General features: G+C 44.6%; 21 protein-coding genes and 1 pseudogene. 15 read left to right on the forward strand and 7 right to left on the reverse strand.

Going from position 1 to position 21,324, the window contains the following annotated elements; genetic code table 11:
• Positions 1–68 precede the first annotated feature (68 nt).
• Positions 69–1,016 (reverse strand): 2-hydroxyacid dehydrogenase, encoded by a 948-nt coding sequence (locus BMX69_RS04480; RefSeq protein WP_054789525.1) that lies wholly within the window; start codon positions 1,014–1,016, stop codon positions 69–71.
• Between the two features lie 323 nt (positions 1,017–1,339).
• Between BMX69_RS04480 and BMX69_RS25095 the strand changes: the two are divergent.
• A pseudogene (locus BMX69_RS25095) lies at positions 1,340–1,596 on the forward strand (hypothetical protein); the annotation flags it as partial.
• Positions 1,597–1,676: 80 nt separating this feature from the next.
• Here the strand turns inward: BMX69_RS25095 and BMX69_RS04490 are convergent.
• Genes BMX69_RS04490 through BMX69_RS04500 form a run of 3 tightly spaced genes read right to left on the reverse strand, consistent with a single transcriptional unit; the run spans position 1,677 to position 4,552 of the window.
• Positions 1,677–2,768: an aldo/keto reductase gene (locus BMX69_RS04490; RefSeq protein WP_054789527.1), complete on the reverse strand. Its 1,092-nt coding sequence runs from the start codon at positions 2,766–2,768 to the stop codon at positions 1,677–1,679.
• Positions 2,769–2,801: 33 nt separating this feature from the next.
• Positions 2,802–3,722 carry an NAD-dependent epimerase/dehydratase family protein gene (locus BMX69_RS04495; RefSeq protein ID WP_100041674.1) on the reverse strand — a complete coding sequence of 307 codons (921 nt, stop codon included), beginning with the start codon at positions 3,720–3,722 and terminating at the stop codon, positions 2,802–2,804.
• Positions 3,723–3,736: 14 nt separating this feature from the next.
• The gene (locus tag BMX69_RS04500) at positions 3,737–4,552 is read right to left on the reverse strand and encodes a helix-turn-helix domain-containing protein (RefSeq protein ID WP_100041675.1); all 816 of its coding nucleotides are present in this window, start codon (positions 4,550–4,552) and stop codon (positions 3,737–3,739) included.
• Between the two features lie 273 nt (positions 4,553–4,825).
• On the opposite strand from BMX69_RS04500, the gene BMX69_RS04505 reads away from it, so the two are divergent.
• The 6 genes from BMX69_RS04505 (at position 4,826) to BMX69_RS04530 (ending at position 13,204) form a co-directional block, all read left to right on the forward strand.
• The gene (locus tag BMX69_RS04505) at positions 4,826–5,959 is read left to right on the forward strand and encodes a Gfo/Idh/MocA family protein (RefSeq protein ID WP_242941361.1); all 1,134 of its coding nucleotides are present in this window, start codon (positions 4,826–4,828) and stop codon (positions 5,957–5,959) included.
• Positions 5,956–7,911 carry an alpha-glucuronidase gene (locus tag BMX69_RS04510; RefSeq protein ID WP_242941362.1) on the forward strand — a complete coding sequence of 652 codons (1,956 nt, stop codon included), beginning with the start codon at positions 5,956–5,958 and terminating at the stop codon, positions 7,909–7,911. Before BMX69_RS04505 ends, BMX69_RS04510 begins: the two co-directional genes overlap by 4 nt.
• A gap of 100 nt (positions 7,912–8,011) precedes the next feature.
• Positions 8,012–9,397 (forward strand): ABC transporter substrate-binding protein, encoded by a 1,386-nt coding sequence (locus BMX69_RS04515; RefSeq protein ID WP_100041677.1) that lies wholly within the window; start codon positions 8,012–8,014, stop codon positions 9,395–9,397.
• 231 nt (positions 9,398–9,628) lie between these two features.
• Positions 9,629–10,450, forward strand: coding sequence for a carbohydrate ABC transporter permease (locus tag BMX69_RS04520; RefSeq protein ID WP_310579774.1), 822 nt, complete (start codon positions 9,629–9,631; stop codon positions 10,448–10,450).
• A gap of 1 nt (position 10,451) precedes the next feature.
• A complete protein-coding gene (locus BMX69_RS04525; protein WP_100041678.1) occupies positions 10,452–11,336 on the forward strand; it encodes a carbohydrate ABC transporter permease in 885 nt (294 codons plus the stop codon).
• Positions 11,333–13,204, forward strand: a complete 1,872-nt coding sequence (locus tag BMX69_RS04530) for a sialate O-acetylesterase (RefSeq protein ID WP_100041679.1) — start codon at positions 11,333–11,335, stop codon at positions 13,202–13,204. Before BMX69_RS04525 ends, BMX69_RS04530 begins: the two co-directional genes overlap by 4 nt.
• A gap of 116 nt (positions 13,205–13,320) precedes the next feature.
• On the opposite strand, the gene BMX69_RS04535 is transcribed toward BMX69_RS04530, so the two are convergent.
• On the reverse strand, positions 13,321–14,328 hold the full coding sequence (locus tag BMX69_RS04535; RefSeq protein ID WP_100041680.1) for an ABC transporter substrate-binding protein: 1,008 nt from the start codon (positions 14,326–14,328) through the stop codon (positions 13,321–13,323).
• 78 nt (positions 14,329–14,406) lie between these two features.
• A complete protein-coding gene (locus BMX69_RS24895; protein ID WP_278280712.1) occupies positions 14,407–14,538 on the reverse strand; it encodes a hypothetical protein in 132 nt (43 codons plus the stop codon).
• 155 nt (positions 14,539–14,693) lie between these two features.
• Between BMX69_RS24895 and BMX69_RS04540 the strand changes: the two genes are divergently transcribed.
• Together BMX69_RS04540 and BMX69_RS04545 are read left to right on the forward strand one after the other, a co-directional pair.
• Positions 14,694–15,503, forward strand: a complete 810-nt coding sequence (locus BMX69_RS04540; protein ID WP_054789532.1) for a Cof-type HAD-IIB family hydrolase — start codon at positions 14,694–14,696, stop codon at positions 15,501–15,503.
• Positions 15,504–15,589: 86 nt separating this feature from the next.
• Positions 15,590–15,892 carry a YerC/YecD family TrpR-related protein gene (locus BMX69_RS04545; RefSeq protein ID WP_054789533.1) on the forward strand — a complete coding sequence of 101 codons (303 nt, stop codon included), beginning with the start codon at positions 15,590–15,592 and terminating at the stop codon, positions 15,890–15,892.
• A 49-nt stretch (positions 15,893–15,941) separates the two neighbouring features.
• On the opposite strand, the gene BMX69_RS04550 is transcribed toward BMX69_RS04545, so the two are convergent.
• On the reverse strand, positions 15,942–16,562 hold the full coding sequence (locus BMX69_RS04550) for a DUF1836 domain-containing protein (RefSeq protein WP_100043770.1): 621 nt from the start codon (positions 16,560–16,562) through the stop codon (positions 15,942–15,944).
• A 255-nt stretch (positions 16,563–16,817) separates the two neighbouring features.
• On the opposite strand from BMX69_RS04550, the gene BMX69_RS04555 reads away from it, so the two are divergent.
• From BMX69_RS04555 to spoIIAB, 6 genes are all read left to right on the forward strand, one after another.
• Complete coding sequence (locus tag BMX69_RS04555) at positions 16,818–17,201, forward strand: RidA family protein (protein ID WP_100041681.1); 384 nt, start codon at positions 16,818–16,820, stop codon at positions 17,199–17,201.
• A gap of 271 nt (positions 17,202–17,472) precedes the next feature.
• Positions 17,473–18,843, forward strand: coding sequence for a bifunctional folylpolyglutamate synthase/dihydrofolate synthase (locus BMX69_RS04560; protein WP_330387624.1), 1,371 nt, complete (start codon positions 17,473–17,475; stop codon positions 18,841–18,843).
• Positions 18,836–18,976, forward strand: a complete 141-nt coding sequence (locus BMX69_RS24350; RefSeq protein ID WP_166433171.1) for a hypothetical protein — start codon at positions 18,836–18,838, stop codon at positions 18,974–18,976. The genes BMX69_RS04560 and BMX69_RS24350 overlap by 8 nt, the downstream gene beginning before the upstream one ends.
• An 11-nt stretch (positions 18,977–18,987) precedes the next feature.
• Complete coding sequence (locus tag BMX69_RS04565) at positions 18,988–20,304, forward strand: tetratricopeptide repeat protein (RefSeq protein ID WP_100041683.1); 1,317 nt, start codon at positions 18,988–18,990, stop codon at positions 20,302–20,304.
• A gap of 231 nt (positions 20,305–20,535) precedes the next feature.
• Entirely contained in the window at positions 20,536–20,877 is a 342-nt protein-coding gene (locus BMX69_RS04570; RefSeq protein ID WP_025232427.1) for an STAS domain-containing protein, read from the forward strand.
• A 10-nt stretch (positions 20,878–20,887) separates the two neighbouring features.
• Positions 20,888–21,322: an anti-sigma F factor gene (gene spoIIAB / locus BMX69_RS04575; protein ID WP_147297051.1), complete on the forward strand. Its 435-nt coding sequence runs from the start codon at positions 20,888–20,890 to the stop codon at positions 21,320–21,322.
• Positions 21,323–21,324: the final 2 nt, after the last annotated feature.

Here is a 21,324-nt window from a genome sequence, read left to right on the forward strand (position 1 = left end):
TTCTGAATTACAAGTATTTTTTATACAAATGAGACAAAAATTACCATATTTTTTACTCGGCTTCAATTTTAAAGAATGATATTAGACTGACAGCCTTCCATCCAGTTTTTGATGTTATCAAAGACAATTTTTGCCCTGGTATCCATGGACTGTGCTGAGGCAAATGCCACGTGTGGGGTAACGATGGTATTCTTGCTTTTAAAAAGTGGATGATCCTGATCAAGGGGAGGTTCAGTTTCAAAGACATCGATTCCAGCACCGGAAAGGTAACCGTTATTTAACGCTTCAGCCAAGGCTTCAGAATCTACTACAGGCCCTCTTGCGGCATTGATTAAGTATGCGCCCTTTTTCATTTTTGCAATGGTTTCCCGGTTTATTAAATGGCGGGATTCATCGTTTAAAGGACAATGGAGGCTTACAATGTCAGAACGGGATAATAACTCCTCAAGGGATACGAATTCAATAAATGAAGGCTCGTCTCCAGTCAGGTGCCGTTTGTATCCCAGAACCTTACAGCCAAAGGCGGAACAGAGTTCTGCAGTTCTTGTACCGATAGCGCCGGCACCTATGATACCTACGGTTTTACCCATGATTTCACAGCCTACCAGGCCATCTTTGGTTTTCCCCTCTCTGCACCGGGCTTCCACCTGGGGAACATTGCGAAGCAGGGAGAGCATGAGGCAGATCGTAAGCTCTGCAACGGCCTCGGTAGAGTATCCGGCTGCATTGCTAACTTTGATCCCTTTTGTTTTTGCTGCTTCCAGGTCTACGTGATCAACCCCTGTAAATGCAACATCTATGAATTTTAAATGCTCACAGGCAGATATTACCTGCCCGGAAAGAGGCATGTTGGCAATCATGATGACATCTGCCAGTTTGGCCCGTTGGATCTGGACTTCAGGGTCCGTATCCTTCGGATAAGAGGTGAAGCAGTGGCCGGCTTCCGTCAGCGGTTTTGCGTATTCATTCAAAAGGCTGTCCGGAATGCCCAGGGATTCTAATAATACGATATTCATAGGTATCACTCCAATCATTGCATAAAATTACAGGGTCGCAGTAAGAAGGCCCTGCATTTCCTATTATAGCACTGATTGATGGATTAAAAAAGATGGGATTTATTTTGCTACTTCCGGCTCCATGTGGAAAACCCCTTTCGCCGCAGAGTACTGTAGGAAAAACTAAAGATTCACCTATTCGTAAGAAGTGGAAAAATGAGATAGAAGATGATAAAATCTAAAAGAATGAAGAAGCGGCTGTTACCTTTAGTATTTGAAAAAAAGCTGCATTGTTAAAAGATTAAGGAGGAACTGTCATGAAAATAGTTGTGTTAGATGGGTATATTGAGATCTGCCATCATGTGGCTCATCACAGCAATGCAGTGTATGAGGGGTGCTGGGAAAATAATGCGGACTGGTGCTTCTGGGATTATCCTCTCATTGAGCTTTCAGGCAAGACGGCGGGACTGCAAAAAACTGTTTGACCACCCCACATATCAGCTGGGCGCCGAAAGAGAGCCGTGAGCGGTTGATGAACATAGAAACCGAAAATCTGCGTGCTTTTCTAGAAAAATCACCGGTGAATGTGGTGAATTCCTGATGCTCTGTTGAATCGGCGTTAGTTATTTAACAGTGGACAGATAAACTAACAGGCAGCCTGCATGGCAGGCTGCCTGTATTTTATCCTGCTATCTCAGCCAGTCTATTGATTATGGGCAGATGCTGTGTGCACAGCTTCTCGCATTTGCCGCATTTGATACAGTCTCCGGCAGAGTCTTTTGATATCTGCCAATGGCCTTTCAGGCGATCATACATATCATTTCCCAGCAGCTTCATGTTGTAGGCATCCATGAATTTGGGGATATCGATATCTTTTGGACAATGCTTACAGTAAGCACAGCCGGTGCAGAGGTCGTTGCTGATCATGCCCTTGTTTTCATATTCTTCATAGATTTCAGCAGCGGGACGCTCGGTTAAGTTTTCCACGGCTTTCACGGCATCATCGACATGTTCCTTTGTGGTACAGCCTGCGAGAGTGATTGTTATCTCTTTGTGGGATGCAACAAAGTTTAAGGCTGCCTGTGCCACGGTAAGGTCTGTTCCTTCTGTCAGATAGCGGAATGTATCTGGATTTCCCGGTATAAGACCGCCTCCTAAGGGATTCATGACTACGACGCCCATACCATTGTCATAGGCGGCTTTAATGCCGGTCTGTCGGAAACGGTAGTTGAGTGCATTGTATCCAATGAGCATTCCCTTAAATAAATTGGAAGCTACGGCAGTTTCGAGCTCGTTGCCCTGCATATGGGATGAAAACACGATATTGCGGATCAGCCCTTCAGATTTGGCTTTCTCAAAGAAAGAATAAAGGATTTCCACCTGATTGGAAAAAGAATCCAGATTCAATACGCACCACAGATGATAAAAATCAAGATAATCCACCTTTAACCGGCTTAATGTGGTTTCCAGTCTCCTTCGGAAATCTGCTTCTGTGTAGCTGCCGCCTACGGTGCCTAAGTTGGTCTTTGAAGAAATATAGTAGCTGTCTCTGGGCAGCTGTGATAAGGCCATACCTGTGATGATCTCGCTTTTATCGTCACAGTAAAAAGGAGCAGTATCAAAGTAGTTGATGCCTTTTTCATGGGCATACAGCGCAATTTCCGCGCATTTTTCAAGATTACCAGATTTGACATCATCGGAGTCATACCGCATACAGCCCATGCCGATGGCGGAGACTTTCATATCGGTGTTTCCATACTGTTTATAATACATATAAATACCTCCAGGTTTCGTTCAGAATGAGTGTTAAAGATAACCGAGTGATTTTAAGTGTAAGCTTAATCCTGTCTCAAGGGGTGTATCAGGCAGCCGTACTCCCGCCTCCCGCAGGGCAGACAGATCATAGATCCGATGGCACAGATGGCCGCTGTACTCCGGGTGTTCTTCAAGGTATCCAGTCAGCGGGATCTCCTTTATAGTCAAGTCCCTGTCAAGCAGCTGTCCAATAATCTCGTAATATCTGCGGTTTTCCACTGCTTTTGGTCCACCGATACAGAAAATACGGTTAAAAGCGCCTTGCCTTTCTGCGCAGTCGAGCATGGAGTTTGCCAGATCGTCCACAAATATGGGCTGCGTCAGATAGATTCCGCCTCCAACAAGAGATATGGGTTCCCGGTCCAGGATGAGCTGGGGCAATTCCTTCTGTCTGCTATGCTCCGGATAACACCCTATGAGGAAACCAGGACCGTAGATATGCCCGGGGCGGAATAATGTAACCGCTAAGGAGGTGTTGAAGTTGCTGATAAAGATATGTTCCATACGGCGCTTGTTGCCTGCATAGGTGAGTGCTTCGGGTTCGCCTTTTTCCTCGACGAAATATCCGTCTTCGTTCTGCGGCGTATCTTTTCTTAAGGAATCATACACGGAATCCGTGGAAATCACGACCAGGCGCTTCGTTATCCCGGGTAATACATCTAAATCCTGTAAGGCGTGCCTTTCATTCATGCAAATGCAGTCAAAGACGATGTCCCAGTTTGTATCCGCTTCTAAAATCGTTTTCCGGAAATTTTCAGTATCGTTTCGGTCGGCTTTTAAAAGATGGATCCCGTCCCCTAAGGGCCGTTGTCCTCTGGTAACCGCCCAAACTTCATATTCATCTTTTGCAAGTGCAGCCAGACGGCCGCTTAAGCCTCCGCTTCCTCCGATAATCAGTGCTTTCTTCTTCATACGGAATCTCCATCTTATTTGAATATCTCTATATGTTTCTTCCTCTCCGTCGGGAGCAGCTTTGAAGGCGGGATTCCCTTTTTTTCTTTAAATAGTTTTGAAAAGTAATAAATATCGGAAAATCCGCTTTGCAGAGCGGCATCGCCTACGTTAGCCTCACCGCTCCTCAGTATGTTTTCCGCATGGTTCAGCCGCAGAGAGATCAGGTACTGTTTAAATGTCATGCCCAGCGCTTTTTTAAACAGATTTCCGTAGTACACCGGATGAATATGAAACAGACTGGCCATGGTATCGATACTTACATCTTCTGCAAAATGAGTGCTCATATAGCGGATGCTGTTGATGATGCGGATGTCCTTACTGCTGATCCGGTTTTCATTGAAAAGGAGATCCAGTATATGGTATAGAATCAGACACATGCTGGCCCGCACCTTTAATTTGTAGCCGAACTCACGCTTTAGCCATTCTTCGTGGATCTCATGAAAGCATGATATGAGCTGGGGAACATTGCCTATATGGCTGATGAGGTCAATGGGCAGCGTGATATCGTTGCCTTTTTGATCTGTGAGAAAGAGGTTTGTGGAGTAACATTCCATCAGATCCTCCGGTACACTGACCGCTGCTCTGTGGGTGCCCTTGGGTATGCAGATCAGATCACCTTTCCGGACGATAAATTCTGTCCCGTCTATGAAATATCTGGCTTTTCCCGCTATGACATATGTGATGTCGATGAAAGATATGTAATCCGGATCGATCTTCCAACTCGCAGTACATTTTCTGTGAATGTAGTAGTGCAGATCGGGAATCATGTTATCAAAATTCACTTCCATAAGCTGCGCCTCCCATTTTTTATTGTAACTTTTTTAGAAAAAATACAGTGGCTGTTACTGATGCAGGATTTTTTAGTATATTTAGTATATCTTGTCCGGTAAAAATGTGCAATAGAGAATACAAAGCAAAAAATATATTTAAAAATTACAAATGGTATTTTAATATTACATTCACATAATTGGAGGATATGGCTAAAATGTAAAGCATAATAAACGTTTATTTAATCAAAATGCTGACAGCCCCAATGAAACTGTTTCAAGAAAGGAATTATTATGGTAGGTATCATCGGAACGGGCGTTATTGCTGAAACTCATCTTAAAGCATACCTTGCACTTTCGGACAGATGTCAGGTGGCTGCGCTTTGTGATATCTTTCCCGAGAAAGCGCAAAGTCTGAAAGAGAAGTATGGTCTGGATGCAGCGGAGGTCTATGGGGATTATAACGAGATGCTTAAAAGAACGGATATCGATCTTGTAAGTGTGTGCACCCCGCCGTTCACCCATTTGCCTGTTTCCATAGCATGTATGCGGGCAGGGAAGCATGTACTGGTGGAAAAGCCCATGGCCTTATCACTGGAGGAATGCGACGAAATGATAGAGGTCCAAAAGGAGACTGGTACTTATCTGGGAGTCGTATGCCAGAACCGTTTCACGAAAGATAATCAGATACTAAAGACACTGATAGAGAGTAAAGCTGCAGGCAGAGTGCTCTTTGGCCAGGTGGAGTCATTCTGGTACCGCGGCCACAGTTATTATGATCTTTGGTGGAGAGGCACCTGGGAGAAGGAGGGCGGAGGCTGTATCATGAATCACGGCGTACACCAGATAGACTTACTTAACTGGATCATGGGCCCTCCTGAGACTATAACGGCAGTTCTGACAAATGCTGCACATGATAATGCTGAGACAGAAGATCTGTCAGCTGCAATACTCACCTATAAAAGCGGAGCAGTAGTGACCTTTGCAGTAAACCTGGTGACTCATGGCCAGTATCAAAGACTTGCCTTCCAGTGTGAAAAAGCGGGTATCTCATCCCCCTGTCAGATCACGAGCAGCCGTTCTACTGACACAGGATTCCCCGTAGACGACCCGGATGCAGCAGCAGAGCTTGAGAAAGTACTGGAAGCAATTCCAGAGTCGGATAGGACGAAGCATGAGGCACAGATAGAGCGGGCGATCCGTTTTATAGAAAATGGTGAGAACCATCCGGAAGACAGTGCAGATGGCCGCCTGGCTCTTGAAGTTATTACGGCGATCTATCAATCCGGATTTACGAAATCTACGGTTCGTTTGCCTCTGGACAGGAATAGTCTTATGTATAAGAAAAACGGAATAATTGAAAACGGAAAGAATTTCCTCGCAGCGAAACAGAATGCTGGCAGCGGAAATCAGGAGGAACTGAATTGATTACAAAAACAAGGGATCTGTGCTGGCTGAATAAGAAAGTACATCAGCCGGATATATCCGGTTATCATATCAAAGATAAAAAGGACAGCATTGTATTGAAAACCATAGAAAGAGAGCTGCCACTGCTGTTTGAAGGTGCAGAACCATCGGATGAACCGGGATCCTCTTTGGTGTTATCACTTGCAGGTGATGACGGCAATGATGGATATGAGATAAGAAAGACAGAGACAGGCTACGAAATAACAGCATCTACGGAGACAGGTCTTCTTTATGGAGTATTCAGTCTGCACCGTATTCTGATCACAAAAGGTACGCTTCCCTTTAAGAGCAGACCGGATCAGAGCATACGCATGATAAACCACTGGGACAATTTCGACGGTTCCATTGAGCGCGGTTATGCGGGAGAATCAATTTATTATGATAGTAACAATTTTAGAGGAGATATGGAGATCGTCCGCTCTTATGCAAGACTGCTTGCAAGTACAGGGATCAATGCCATTTCAATCAACAATGTAAATGTACATAAAAAAGAGACCTTCTTCATAAAAGGTGAAAATCTGAAAGAGATCAGAAAGATCGCTGATTTGTTTGGCGAATACGGTATCAGAACCTTTCTTGCCATTAACTTTGCAGCTCCCATCGTGGTAGGCGGGCTTGACACAGCGGATCCTCTTTTACCGGAAGTTGCTGCATGGTGGGAGAAAGTGGCTGCCGACATATACAAAGAGATTCCTCAGTTTGGCGGTTTCATCGTGAAAGCGGACTCTGAGGGGGAGCCGGGTCCATTTACCTATAACAGGAGCCACGAAGATGGTGCGAATATGCTGGCACGGGCGATAAAACCCTCAGGAGGCATCATCATCTGGAGGTGTTTTGTATACAACTGTGGGCAGGACTGGAGAGACAGAACCCTTGACCGCGCCATGGCTGCCTATGATATATTTATGGAGCACGACGGAAAGTTCGAGGACAATGTTATCCTTCAGATTAAAAATGGCCCCATTGATTTTCAGATCAGAGAGCCTAATTCTCCATTATTTGGGGCACTTAAAAAGACAAATCAAATACTGGAATTCCAGATCACCCAGGAATACACAGGGCATCAGGTTGATATTTGCTATCTGGTCCCCATGTGGAAGGAAACTTTGGATTTTGACACCCGCTACGGGAAAGATGCTTATATCAGGAATGAGATCAAAAAGAACTCCCCGGATCCCAAACTGTCAGGAATAGCGGCGGTTGGAAGTGTAGGAATGGACACAAACTGGACAGGCAACAAGCTCGCTCAGGCAAATCTCTATGGATACGGCAGGCTTGTATGGGACAATTCACTCAGTTCTGAAGCCATAGCCGGAGAATGGGTAAATTTAACCTTTGATCTTCCGCGGGAAGAGGCCGCAAAGATCATGGAGATCCTTACCACCTCCAGAGATGTATATGAAGACTATACCTGTCCTCTGGCAGTTGGATTTATGTGCAAACCGACGATTCACTACGGAGTGGACATAGACGGATACGAATATGACAGATGGGGGACCTATCATTATGCAGACCGCAACGGCGTAGGAAGAGAACGTTCGGTTGCAAACGGTACCGGATATACAAGGCAGTACTCCGATGACAGATTCAGAGAATATGAAGATTTATCCACCTGTCCGGATGAGCTTTTACTGTTTTTCCATCATGTGCCGTATACCCATATCCTCCGCTCAGGAAAGACGGTTATACAGCATATATATGACACACATTTTGCGGGAGTGGAGAAAGTAGAGCAATACGAGGAAGTTTGGGAGAGTCTGGAACCGCTTTTAGATGAAGAATGCTATAGGAATGTGAGAGAACGTCTTAAGAAACAAAAAGAAAATGCAATCAATTGGCGGGATCAGATCAATACCTATTTCTACCGTAAGTCGGGAATTCCTGATGCCCATGGCAGAGTGATCTATGATTAAAAATATCAGCTGTATTATGTATTACCAGGCATCGTATGAATTGGCGGTATAGGGTTTTGCAGACCCTGTAAATAAAAAAGAAAAGGAAGGAATTAGTATTATGAAAAAATGGAAGAAACGTTCAGCAGTACTTGCAGCAGTTTTAACGGCAACAGTCAGCTTCACCGGATGCGGAAGCAACGGAGGAAACACTGCACCGGCTACTACGGTAGCATCAGGCAACGGCGGAGAGGCTAAGTCAGATGCGGCACCGGCTGGTGAACTGGCCAAGTTAAGCTTTTCCTGGTGGGGCAATGATGACCGCCATCAGGCGACCCAGGAAGCCATTGACGCATTCAACGCAGCTCATGCAGGCGCAATCGAAGTGACAGGCGAGCCTTCCGGCTTCGGTAACCTGGAAGAGACTTTTGCTACCCGTTATGCGGGCGGTACGGAAGCCGATATCATGACCGTCAACTATCCGTGGCTTATCAAATACAGCCCTGACGGCACTGGTTTCTATGATTTAGACAAGGTTGGGGATATCATTGACTTTTCACAGTATGATGCAGGATTTTTAGAGACAGGAAAGACCGGCGGTGTGATGCAGGCCATTCCTTACGGACAGAATACTCTGGGCGTCTATTTGAACAAATCCGCATTTGAGAGAGCCGGTATCAATGAAATTCCGTCTACATTCGAAGCGTACAAGGAAGCGGCCAAAGCCATTACGGCACAGAATCCAAACGCTTATCTGATCGTAAGCCCGACATTCCGTTTTGCGGCCGTTTATTATCTGCAGCAGAAGACCGGTAAGGGTGAATTCGATGAAAATCTGAATATGAATTATACGGTAGAGGACTACAAGGAAGCTATGACCTGGTATAAGGAACTGGCAGATCTTCATGTATTCTGTTCCAGACAGGATTACCTTGAAAATGTAGGAAATGACCCTGTATCCATCGCTCAGAATGCAAAATTTATTGACGGCGGATATTTGGGAGTACTTGAGTGGACAGGCGGAATCGCTTCCAATGCACAGACACTTGCAGATAAAGGAGACGAGCTTATTGTAGCACCCCTTCCAACGATTGACGGAGCGGTATTTAAAGGAACCATGGCAAAACCGTCACTGACATTTGCTATCTCAAAGAACTCCAAGCACCCAAAAGAAGCGGCAGAATTCCTGCAGTATATTTTAAATGATCCGGAAGGCACCAAGCTTATGGGTTCAAAGAGAGGTATGGTGGCATCTAAATCTGCAAAAGCCACACTTGAAGCCGACGGTCAGATTACGGGAGCCGTAAAGCAGGCTTATGACTTTACAGATGAAGCAGAAGTTATCAATAACTCACCTATCTTTGAAGATGCCGTGTTTACAAGTTCCTATGAAAGCAATTATGAGAAATATGAATTGGGCGCAAGTACCGTAGATGAAGCGGCTCAGGCATTCTTTGACGAAGCATCCGCTCAGGTTGCAAAGCTGAAAGCAGAATATGGGAAATAAATAGAAATAATCTGCCACATTCCTCAGTGTCAGTCTGCCGGAAAGCAGGTGAAGGATTCGATTTATATAAACCGGATCCTTTCACCGCCTGCGGCGGCCAAAAACGTCAAATCTGATATAGGAACTTATTAACTATATAGCTCTTAGTGGCTATATCATTATTAGCTAGGAGGAATTTTTTTGAAAAACAGCAAGATCGGGCTTTTGTATATTCTCCCCTGGATAATTGGAATGGTTTTTCTTACGTTGTATCCGTTTATTAATGCACTTTTTATCAGCTTTACGGATTACAACCTGGTCAGAGAACCCAATTTCATAGGATTTGCCAACTATGCAAAGCTATTTAAAGATAAAGACTTTTTAGGTACGCTGAGGCAGACGCTGAAATATACAGTAATTACAGTGCCTTTGCAGCTTGCATTTGCACTTTTTATTGCATTTATCCTGAATTTTAAATTAAAGGCTATTAATTTCTACCGGACGGCATACTATGTTCCCTCCCTTCTGGGCGGAAACGTGGCGGTTGCCGTATTATGGCGATTTTTATTCCAACAAGATGGATTTGTTAACCATTTTCTTGGTATATTCGGTGTGAGTCCTGTAAAATGGCTGTCTTCCGCATCCGGAGCCATGGCTGTTATTGTACTTTTAAAAGTCTGGCAGTTCGGTTCTGCCATGCTGATATTCCTGGCGGCTCTTAAAGATGTGCCTCAGGATCTCTACGAGGCTGCAAGTGTGGACGGAGCTACGAAGTCATATTCGTTTTTTAAGATCACGATTCCTTTGATCACACCTACAATTTTCTTCAATTTGGTCATGCAGTTGGTCAATGCTTTCCAGGAATTCAACGGACCTTACCTTATCACGAAGAAAGGCCCTTTAAATTCCACTTACCTTACCTCTATGTTCATATATGACAATGCTTTCCAGCTTTTCAACATGGGTTACGCAAGCGCCGCCAGCTGGGTACTGTTTCTCATCATCGTATCTGTTACGGTAGTGTTATTTGCTACCCAGGATCGCTGGGTATTTTATTCGGATAAGGGGGAATAACATGGCACGGACAATTTTGATCAGCGAAGTCGAAAGACGCAGAAGAAGAAAGTACATGATTAATGCTGCTTTCAGATATACCTTACTTACGGCAGTGGCCCTCGTTATGATTTATCCCATCATATGGCTTGTGGGAGCTACATTTAAGACGAACAATGAGATATTTACATCAATAAATTTCATACCGAGCAAAATAGACTTTACGCCTTATATCAATGGCTGGAAAACAAGAACGAAATTTACGTTTACTACGTTTTTCTTAAACACATTCAGTTTTGTGATACCTAAGATACTGTTTTGTCTGATATCGAGTACACTGGTGGCGTATGGATTTGCCAGATTCAATTTCCCGCTAAAAAAGATATGTTTCTCCATACTTATGGCGACAATGTTTTTACCGTCAGTCGTAACCAGGATACCGCTGTATATTTTATGGAAAAACCTTGGACTTTTAAATACATATGTACCTTTGGTAGCACCAACCGTATTTGCCAACGAACCGTTCTTCGTATTTATGCTGATCCAGTTTATGCGTTCCATACCGACGTATTTGGATGAGGCGGCGACGATTGACGGCTGCAACTCATTTGGAATTTTGACGAAGATACTGCTCCCTGCATTGAAACCGGCACTGATAAGCTGTACGATCTTTCAGTTCGTATGGAGTTTCAACGATTTCTTAGGCCCCCTGATTTATGTGACGAGCCTTGCGAAATATCCCGTGTCACTGGCTCTTAAGATGTCAATCGATCAAAGCAGCGGTATTGTGGAATGGAATCAGATCCTGGCGATGTCGTTCCTGGCTCTGCTTCCTGCATTGATCCTGTTCTTCTGCTGCCAGAAGTATTTTGTAGAGGGAGTGACCAGTTCTGGAGTGAAAGGATGAGCGGCTTTCGTGTCACCCCATACCTTTCAGATCATGCGGTTTTGCAGAGAAATGAGTTTATACCCGTAAGAGGTACAGCAGATGCGGGAGTGCGGGTAGTGGCTATATTCTCAAAGGAAGATGGGGGTGCCGATTTTATAGAAGAGACCTTGACCGATGAAGACGGAAACTGGAAGCTTTTGTTTATGCCTATGCAGGCAGGGGGACCCTATTCGATTTCCGTTATATGCGCTGGTGAGAGAAAAGAATTTTCTGATATCTATATTGGAGATGTCTGGCTTCTGTCCGGACAGTCGAATATGCAGCTGCCTATGCAGAGGGTAAGGTATCGCTTCCCAACAGAGTATCATGAAGACGGAGATCCGCTTATCCGGCAGTTCACTGTCCCGATCAAATGGGATTTCAAAGCTCCTGAAGACGAACTGTCAGGAGGAACATGGGAAAGTTATTCTTTGGAGTGTGCTTCTTATTTTTCAGCCGCGGGATATTTCTTCGGGGCAAAATTACGGGAAAGATATCCGGTACCCATAGGCCTTATACTTACTGCAGTGGGCGGTACGCCTATAGAGGCATGGATGAGCAGAAAAGCGCTTGCGGTTTTTTCCGGTAAAGCAAAAGCAGCTGACGAGTGTAAATCAGATGAATATGTCAGGAATATACAAAAAGAAGATGAACTGAGAGCTTCCTCGTGGTATAAGAAATTAGATGAGACGGATGCAGGGATTCTAGAAGACTGGCTGAATTCCGGTTTCCGGGATACCTGGAAAACAGTCAGCCTTACCGATGATTTTTATGCAAATGAAGATTTTGAAAAGCCAGGCTCTGTCTGGTTTAAAAAGACTGTGACAATCCCTCCTGAACTTTCAGGCAAACCGCTTCGTCTCTCCCTTGGAACCATCAAAGATGCGGACTGCACTTACGTTGACGGGCAGTGCATCGGTAATACCACATACCGGTACCCGCCCAGGGAATATCACCTGGAGGGACTTACCGAAGGGGACCATGAGATCACGATACGCGCGATCGCGGTGTCCGGGCGGCTGGACTTTACCAAAGGGAAGTCTTATCAAATGATTTTTGAAACAGGAGAAACGTTGTCTATCTCTGAAGGATGGACGTATAAGAGAGGTGCATATGCGGAAGCTCTTAAACCGCCGACCTTTTTTGAGAGAATACCCATGGGTATGTACCAGTCTATGATAGCACCTCTTCATGATTTTCCTATCTGCGGTATGTGCTGGTATCAGGGAGAGAGCAATGCAGACGACGACATTTCCTATCCTCAGTATTTTGGGCGCATGATCGAGGATTACAGACGGAAGTGGCATATGGGAAAGTTTCCTGTTATTTACGTACAGTTACCGAATTATGATCTTGAAGATGCAGGGAACTGGGTACGTTTTCGAACTATGCAGCAGAGCCTTTCAAAGCTTCCAAACAGCGCTATGGTGGTTACCATCGATTGCGGCGAGTATAATGACCTGCATCCAACAGATAAGAAGACGGTAGGAGAGAGAATGGCCATGGCGGCGTATGAGATTGCATACCATGAACCGGGAGAGTGGCTGTCCCCTGCATTTTCCCATGCGGAAAGGAAGGATGATGAGATCATACTTCACTTTGATCATGTGGGGAGAGGATTCAATGTATCAGACGGTAAACCGGGCGGGTTTGAAGTCTGCATATCAGGTGAATGGATCTCAGATTGCATCAATGTCCGGACCCAAGGGGGGACGGTTATTTTGAATGTCCAAAAAGGAAAGACAGTTACCGGAGTACGCTATGCATGGTCAAACAATCCGGTGGATGCGAATCTGTACGCAGCCCAGGGACTGCCGGTATCGCCGTTTGAAGCAACGATCGTCTGACTGGACGGCAGGAATGCTGAATCTATCTGTTTTTGGGTATAAAATATACAGGACCGCAGTAGATGCGGCCCTGTATATTTTATTATATCACCAGATACATTTAAAAAGGGTGGGGTTTACTTTGCTGCTTTTTCTGAATAAGTGGTCGTCACAAGTTCCTCATAAGGAACCCGATCCTTTAATTGTCCGGATTCTTCCAGGATGTTTTCCAAAAGCTCAAAGCTGTCTTTTGCAAAAATCGTATCCTTTTTCCAGGTATCCTGTGCTTTATACCGTTCAATAATGGTTGCAATCGTCGCTACGTCGGTTTCTTTGAACTGGGGATGGATCACCTTTGCAATTTCTTCCGAAGAATGGGAATTCACATATTCCAGGCCTTTTTGGATTGCATTGGTGAATTTCTGGATGGTTTCCGGATTCTTTTCCAGATAGCTTTTCTTTACGCTGTAGGCAGTGTAAGGAATATAACCGGAATCAACGCCAAGAGAAGCTACAACGTGTCCGCTGCCTTCTTTTTCAAGCCCTGTGGCAAATGGTTCAAATTCCACGGTATAGTCTGCGTCATTGCTGGTAAATGCCGCAGCAGTCAGGCCAAAGTTTATACTCTGGTCAATGGACAAGTCCGTAACAGGGTCGATGCCATTTTTTTTCAGGATATACTCAAATACCATCTGCGGCATTCCTCCGGCTCTTCCGCCAAGTACCTTTTTGCCTTTAAGATCCGTCCATTTAAAGTTGGGCTGATTATCTCTTCCTACAAGAAAGTTTCCGGCTCTCTGGGTCAGTTGGGCGAAGTTGACAGCATAGTCTTTCGAACCGTTCGCGTAAGTATAGATGCTGGCCTCAGAACCCATAAATCCGATATCGGCATCGCCTGATATCAGAGCAGTCATAACCTTGTCGGCGCCGGCTCCGTTGACTAAGGTTAAGTTAATGTCCTCATCCTCAAAATATCCCAGTTCAATGGCTGCATACTGGGGAGCGTAGAAGATAGAATGGGCAACTTCATTTAATGTGACCGGAGTTAATTCAGATGCCTTTGCTTTTGGGCCGCAGGCAGTCAGGCTAAGTAGAGAAGCTCCGGTGAGTATGGTCGCCAGAAAAAAGTGATAGGCTTTTCTCATAAAATCCTCCTTAAGGAAATCTTAATACTACATTTTATTATGAGAATATGGGAAGGTACTTTGTCTTATGAAAAATTTTTATAATACCGTAAACGTACCGGATACCTTATAAAAAAGCGGTCTAATATGCTTTCTGGCCGAGATTCTGCAGCTTGTCAGGGAGGCAGCCAGCATGAATGCAACCAGGAGTAAAGCGATTGCCTTTTTCATATCATTCTCCCTTTCTTAGTATCTCCTATTGGCATTGTATGAGGGGGGCCAGGCTGCGGTTCCAGACATTTATATATTTCTGTATTTTAAGATGGAATAAGAAGAGAAACTGTGTTATACTGCTATAGTAAAATTTACAAAACAGGAGAAATTCAATGGACTATCGGATGATTGTGCTGGATTTGGATGGGACGCTGACCAATCGGAATAAGGAGATCACACCCAGGACCAAAGAAGCGCTTTTTGAATTAAAACGACAGGGCGGAATTATTGTACTGGCTTCCGGACGGCCCACTTACGGGGTGATGCCCCTTGCCAAGGAATTGGAGCTTCATAAGTCAGGAGGATACATCCTGTCCTTTAACGGAGGGCGCATCATTGACTGCAGAACCGGAGAAACGGTTTTTGCAAGGGAATTGCCGGTGTCCTCAAATTCCAGGATTATCCGCATGGCAGAGGACCATGGAGTGAACATCCTAACCTATGAGGATGATTTGATCGTCACTCCCAATGCCAGGGATGAATATGTAGAAAAGGAAGCGGCCGTCAATAAGCTGGAAGTAAAAGAAATCCAGGATATGGAGGCTTATGTACAGTTTCCGGTTGTTAAATTCATGATGCTTGATGAAGGCGACTATCTTGCAATGGTAGAGCCAAAGGTAAAGGCGGCCTTAGGGCGGGATTACAGCGTTTACCGTTCAGAACCCTATTTTTTGGAGATACTCCCAAAAGGAGTGGACAAGGCTGCAAGTCTGGAACGTCTGCTTTTAAAGCTTGGCATGAGCAAGGATGAGATGATTGCCTGCGGAGACGGTTACAATGATTTGTCCATGATCCAGTATGCAGGCCTTGGCGTTGCAATGGACAATGCAGTTCTCCCTGTGAAGAAGGCAGCTGATTATGTGACCCTTTCCAATAATGATGACGGAGTGGCTCATGTTATAGAAAAATTTATGCTTTCATGATGTCCGCGAAGGGTGGACTTTACAACTTTAGTATGTTAAAATGTTACTAAGGGCAAAAACAAGAAAAAAGGGGATTGAACGATATTATGAATAAAAAGATTAAGACAGATGCGGTAGATCATCTGTTTGAAGCGATTCTAACCTTGAGATCATCAGAGGAATGCTATACTTTTTTTGAGGATGTATGCACAGTCAATGAACTGCTAAGCTTATCCCAAAGATATGAGGTGGCAAAGATGTTAAGAGAGGGCCGTACTTATCTGGAGATCGCGGAAAAGACGGGGGCGTCCACTGCGACCATCAGTCGTGTGAACCGCTCCTTAAATTATGGAAACGATGGATATGATATGGTGTTTAAGCGTTTGGAAGAAGAAAAGAGAGAAGATTGATAAAAACAGGGACAAGCCGGGTATCGATACTTGCCCCTGTTTTCATCTGTCATTTTTTCTTTTTTATGTTTATGGGCTCGGTTTCTCTTAAATCATCAATGATCTGCTCAATGATCTGCTTCTTTAAATATACATCAAAGGAAAGCTCACAGATCCAGGAAAAGAGGCGGAGATATTCCAGATCATCTTTCTGGAGCCCTTTGTCTTCAAAGGTTTTACCGGCGTGCTCGTATTTTTGAAGGATATCCTCCTTGATACGGTCGATACCGCCTTCTACCTGGGAGAAAATTTCCCGGTAGATATCCTCCAAAGGAATCCCTTCCGAAGAATTAAAGTGCTTTTCCGTAATAGGCTTAAAGAGCTGCTCGATGTCATGAAAAGAGAGCAGATTTTTAAAGTAATATATAAATATTAGCAGCAGAATATGTTCTCTGGAATATTTCTTTTTATCAGGAGCCGGAAGAAGATTGTTCTTGGCATAATTATTGATCATGGTTTTGGTCAGGACTTTGTCCTCCGGATAGCGTTTGGTGTCTTTTAAATGCTCATCCATGAAGGTGGTGACCTGATCCATGTACAGATCAATATTGGGAATGGTTTCCGGCCTGATATGGTCTAAGGATTCCAGATGCTTCAGGATGTCCTGCATTCTTTCGTCGTTGGTCTTCATATGTTTTCCTCTTTCCTGCCCATGACTTGGCATAATACTCACAGGGCGCCGACCTTCTGTACGCCCGCTGCCGCACATGAGGGATGATCCCCTTTATCATATCATATTATATAGTATTCAATACCAGATGACAAGGGGGAAAAGGATTTAAAGGACTAAATTTTTTTAAGAATACCTGAAAAAGTTTCTTGACTTTTGTGGAATGTGTGCTAATCTAGAATTATCAGAGAAATGAACGAAAGGAGACACATCATTATGAAAAAAGTATTAGCAACAGAAAAAGCGCCGGCAGCAATCGGCCCATATTCTCAGGGCGTACGCGGGGGCGATTACGTATTTATATCAGGACAGCTTCCTATTAACCCTGCTACCGGTGAATTTGCAGGTGAGGATATCGTATCCCAGACAAAGCAGTCATTGACAAACATCAAGTCCATTCTGGAAAGCGAAGGCTTATCCATGGCTAACGTGGTTAAGACAACCGTTTTATTAAAGAATATCAGTGAGTTTGGAGCAATGAACGAAGTTTATGCATCCTTTTTTGAAGGAGAATGCCCGGCAAGAGCCGCATATGAAGTGGCAGCTCTTCCTAAGAACGCTCTGGTTGAAATCGAGGCCATTGCATATTGCGGTAAATAGTCTTTCCAGGAATTGATCGAAAGAAACGAATGCAGGGAGCAGGATCCTTTGAGATGCTTAAAAGTGTTTCAGAGGGCTTTGCTCTCTTTTTGTATTTCTGTAAACTTAAGGCATAAGAAAAGGGCAGTTGTAGAAATAAAGGGCTTTTTGCGAAAGAAATGGGTTGCATATTGACGGACATATATTATAATAAATTAGAAAGTCCGATTTGTTTTATGGCTATCGGGCTGCCGGTTTTCTGAATGTTAGCCCTCTAAGGCTTACGTTCATCATGAAAATCAGGTCTGAAATTCATATGGAAGCTGGTACTCTAACGATGAAGATTGACGAAACGGCAGAAGAATATCTGGGCCGGATTCCTATGTGGACCAGAAAGAAAAATTCTCTGGAAGATATCCGGAGGTACCTCTGTGAGATGGGGGATCCGGATGAAGGAATGAAAATTTTTCATGTGGCAGGTACCAATGGAAAAGGGTCGGTATGTGCATTTTTACAGTCTATTTTAAGGAAAGCAGGCTGCAGGGTGGGGACCTTTACCTCCCCTCATCTGATTGAAACCAGGGAACGTTTCTGCATAAACGGAGAGATGGTATGTTCAAAGGTTTTTGAAGAAAGCTATGAGACCGTCCGAATGTTATCGGAGAATATGATGGAGAAAGGATATTGCCATCCGTCTTATTTTGAGTTTCTGTTTTATATGGCAATGGACATGTTCCATAAGACAGAAGTGGATATTGTAATTTTGGAAACCGGCCTTGGAGGAAGGTTTGACACGACCAATGTTATTAAGTCTCCCCTGGTATCGGTGATTACCTCCATCAGCCTGGATCATACAGAATATCTGGGAGATACGATTGAAAAAATTGCATGGGAAAAGGCTGGAATTATAAAAAAAGGTGTGACAGTCGTCTTTGATGGAAACGATGGACAGGCTTCCCAGGTCATCCGCAGCAGGGCAGAGGAGCTTGAATCCCCTTTCTGTGAAGTGGACAGGCAGGGATATGAGATAACCGGATATGAAGGTCATGGCTGCAAGGCCAGATTTTATAAAACGGAAGACGATTTTATTGAAGTTACTGTTCCCACCGTAGCTGAGTATCAGGTGATGAATGCCTTCCTTGCGTTTAAGGCTCTTGAGGCGGCAGGGCTTAAGGAGGTCATGGACCTAGAGATCAGCCGGTCTCAGATGAAGGAAGGAATCGCTCACATGTACTGGCCGGGAAGAATGGAAGAGGTGCTGCCGGGAGTATATCTGGACGGAGCCCATAATCCGGGTGGTATTAAGGCCTTTTTAAAGGCTGCAGCAGGCCTTTGTGAGGCAAGGAAGAAACGGGCTGATCTTTTGTTTTCGTCAGTATCCGATAAGGATCATGATAAAATGATAAAGGAGATTGCAGATACGCTGCCCCTTGATCAGGTGGCGGTGGCTCACATTCATTCAGAAAGAGGACTGGAAACGGAGGTCCTGCTTAAAGAGTTTCAAAGTGCCTGCGGCTGCGGTGTGGAAGGATTTCAGACAGTGGAAGAGGCGGTTTTATACATGCTTCATAAAAGGGATGAAGAGCATCTGCTGTTTTGTGTAGGTTCACTTTACCTGATGGGGGAGATAAAAGCGGTTTTAAGGAGGAACGGATATGATTGATTTTGAAGCTGAGATTAACAGTTACAGGCCAAGCCTGGAGGTTGATGCCATTGAAGATGCCATTGTAAGAAGTGATTTGACGGATATGAATGACCTGATGATGGATCTTATAAAAGAAATCAACAAGGAATAGGCGGTTAAAATATGGATTATGAAAGAAAAACCCGGGTAATCGCAAACAGCTATTACAACATGGGGCTGGAACGGGCAAAGCTCAGGGACTTGTCAGGAGCTTCCGAATGTCTGAAAAAAAGCCTCCATTTTAACAAGTATATGACAGATGCAAGGAACCTTTTGGGTCTGATCTATTATGAGGTCGGAGAAGTGGGCGAAGCTCTTGTTCAATGGGTAATCAGCATGAACTTCCAACCAGAAGGAAACCAGGCGGATAACTACCTCGGTGAGATACAGAGAAAATCAGGTATCATGGAGACGGAGCGGCGTGCAGTGAGAAGATTCAACCAGGCCTTAATTTACGCCCAAAGCGGCAGTGAGGATCTGGCGATTCTGCAGCTCAATAAGGTTGTGGAAAGCAAGCCTAACTATGTAAAGGCCCAGCTTCTGCTGGCACTCCTATGCATAGCCAGAGAGGATTATCAGAAGGCTGGTAAAGCCGTTTACAAGGTATTACAGATCGACCGCAATCATCCAAAGGCGCTTTACTACAAGTCCTTAGTCAAGGATACGGCCGGAACTGGAAAAAGTGAGCGGGAGCCGGAAAAAAGAAAGCTGAAAAATGTACTTTCCCACAGGCAGATGGAAGATGACGATGTGATCATCCCCCCAAGCTATCGGGAGAATACCAAAGATCAGGCGGTATGGAATATTCTTGCAGGGCTTTTGCTTGGGGCTGCAGTGGTCTTTTTTCTGGTAATGCCGGCAAATACAAAATCCATAAATGAGCTCCATAATCAGGAGATACTAAAATACAGCGAGCAGTTAAGCCAGGCCAACCAAAAAGCAGACGGTCTTACGGCACAGCTGGAATCCATAGAAGCAGAAAAAAAGACTGCAGAGGCTTCTTTAGCCTCTCTCACCAGTGATTCAGACAGTGTTCTGGCCCAGTATCAGGCCGTGATCGGGATCCTTCAGGCATATAAGAAGGATGATTTTCCGGCTGCAGTGCGGATTTATGCCGGGCTTAACCCGGATCTCATCGCTTCCGCAGATGTCCAGACAATCGTAGGTGAGATAAGGAAGGATATGGCGGAAAATGGCTGTCCGATTTTAGAAGGCTTTGGGGACAAGGCGATGGAAGCAGGCGATGCCCAGACTGCACTTGCTTATTACTTAAAATGTATTGATTTAAAACCAGCCAGCTGGCAGGCCAAATTCAAGACGGCGGTCATCTATAAGGGAATGGACCAGAAGGAGCAGGCCAACGGGCTGTTCTCCGACATTATAAATAACAGCAAAGATGAAGAACTATCTGCTAAGGCAAAATCAGAGCGAGGTTTTTGACATAATTTACTTATTGAAGGCAAGCAAAATGCAGCCTGAGCTTGGTAAATTAGTCGTTCGATGAACGAAAGTGAATCGAACTTCCTTTGTTTTTTTAGCAAATGAAAGACACTACAGAAGAACGATTATTTTGTGGTGTCTTTTTTTCATTTTCCCGGTACGTTTCCGGCGGCCGGGTGGTGCTCTTTTTGGTATTACGGACAGACAATAAGGAATGGAGGAGTATTGCATATGAATCAACCATACTTTACATATGAAGCAGAAGGGCAGACACTGATCGTCCATCTGCCGGAGGAGTTGGATCATCATAACTGTTCAGGGCTTAAATACGAAACCGATTTAATCCTTTCCGAGAACTATATCAGGCGCATTGTTTTTGATTTTTCAAGGACCAGGTTCATGGATTCCTCGGGAATTGGTATTTTACTGAACAGGTATAAGCAGATGGCTTTAAGCGGGGGGACCATAGCCATCTACGGTGCAGGCCCTCAGGCTCTCCGCATTCTTAAAATAGGGGGGATATTAAAATTAATGAAATTATATGACTCTAAGGAAGCAGCAGTCACAGGTTGAGGAGGAACGTATGTCAGAACAGAATAAACCAGAAATTCTGAAAATGGAATTGGAAGCCCTGTCAAAGAACGAGGAATTTGCCAGAGTGGCAGTGGCAGTTTTTATGGCAAGGTTGAACCCCACCCTGGAAGAGGTGGATGATGTAAAAACAGCCGTGTCGGAGGCAGTCACAAATGCAGTCATCCATGGATATCAGGGCAACGGAGGAATCATTTACCTGGAAGTGGAGATTGATGGCCAGGAAATTGCCGTAACCGTCAGAGATACGGGTATCGGTATCCCCGATATCAAGCTGGCCATGGAGCCTATGTACACCACAGATCCGGATGGAGAACGGTCGGGCATGGGATTTTCCTTTATGGAAGCGTTTATGGACCAGGTGGAAGTAAAGTCGGCTCCTGGAGAGGGTACTGCCGTAACCATGACAAAGAAGATGAACGGGTGAGC

It is taken from the genome of Lacrimispora sphenoides JCM 1415, from assembly GCF_900105615.1.
GTDB classification, from domain to species: domain Bacteria; phylum Bacillota; class Clostridia; order Lachnospirales; family Lachnospiraceae; genus Lacrimispora; species Lacrimispora sphenoides.

Bases quoted from the DNA above. Each gene is read 5' to 3' on its own strand.
- BMX69_RS24895 (WP_278280712.1), bottom strand. From the start codon at position 14,538: ATGAAAAAGGCAATCGCTTTACTCCTGGTTGCATTCATGCTGGCTGCC.
- BMX69_RS04505 (WP_242941361.1), top strand. From the start codon at position 4,826: ATGGTAGGTATCATCGGAACGGGCGTTATTGCTGAAACTCATCTTAAA.
- BMX69_RS04550 (WP_100043770.1), bottom strand. From the start codon at position 16,562: ATGAAGACCAACGACGAAAGAATGCAGGACATCCTGAAGCATCTGGAA.
- BMX69_RS04540 (WP_054789532.1), top strand. From the start codon at position 14,694: ATGGACTATCGGATGATTGTGCTGGATTTGGATGGGACGCTGACCAAT.
- BMX69_RS04560 (WP_330387624.1), top strand. From the start codon at position 17,473: ATGAAAATCAGGTCTGAAATTCATATGGAAGCTGGTACTCTAACGATG.
- BMX69_RS04515 (WP_100041677.1), top strand. From the start codon at position 8,012: ATGAAAAAATGGAAGAAACGTTCAGCAGTACTTGCAGCAGTTTTAACG.
- BMX69_RS04500 (WP_100041675.1), bottom strand. From the start codon at position 4,552: ATGGAAGTGAATTTTGATAACATGATTCCCGATCTGCACTACTACATT.
- BMX69_RS04565 (WP_100041683.1), top strand. From the start codon at position 18,988: ATGGATTATGAAAGAAAAACCCGGGTAATCGCAAACAGCTATTACAAC.
- BMX69_RS04530 (WP_100041679.1), top strand. From the start codon at position 11,333: ATGAGCGGCTTTCGTGTCACCCCATACCTTTCAGATCATGCGGTTTTG.
- BMX69_RS04555 (WP_100041681.1), top strand. From the start codon at position 16,818: ATGAAAAAAGTATTAGCAACAGAAAAAGCGCCGGCAGCAATCGGCCCA.
- BMX69_RS04520 (WP_310579774.1), top strand. From the start codon at position 9,629: ATGGTTTTTCTTACGTTGTATCCGTTTATTAATGCACTTTTTATCAGC.
- BMX69_RS04480 (WP_054789525.1), bottom strand. From the start codon at position 1,016: ATGAATATCGTATTATTAGAATCCCTGGGCATTCCGGACAGCCTTTTG.
- BMX69_RS04525 (WP_100041678.1), top strand. From the start codon at position 10,452: ATGGCACGGACAATTTTGATCAGCGAAGTCGAAAGACGCAGAAGAAGA.
- spoIIAB (WP_147297051.1), top strand. From the start codon at position 20,888: ATGTCAGAACAGAATAAACCAGAAATTCTGAAAATGGAATTGGAAGCC.
- BMX69_RS24350 (WP_166433171.1), top strand. From the start codon at position 18,836: ATGATTGATTTTGAAGCTGAGATTAACAGTTACAGGCCAAGCCTGGAG.
- BMX69_RS04545 (WP_054789533.1), top strand. From the start codon at position 15,590: ATGAATAAAAAGATTAAGACAGATGCGGTAGATCATCTGTTTGAAGCG.
- BMX69_RS04495 (WP_100041674.1), bottom strand. From the start codon at position 3,722: ATGAAGAAGAAAGCACTGATTATCGGAGGAAGCGGAGGCTTAAGCGGC.
- BMX69_RS04490 (WP_054789527.1), bottom strand. From the start codon at position 2,768: ATGTATTATAAACAGTATGGAAACACCGATATGAAAGTCTCCGCCATC.
- BMX69_RS04570 (WP_025232427.1), top strand. From the start codon at position 20,536: ATGAATCAACCATACTTTACATATGAAGCAGAAGGGCAGACACTGATC.
- BMX69_RS04535 (WP_100041680.1), bottom strand. From the start codon at position 14,328: ATGAGAAAAGCCTATCACTTTTTTCTGGCGACCATACTCACCGGAGCT.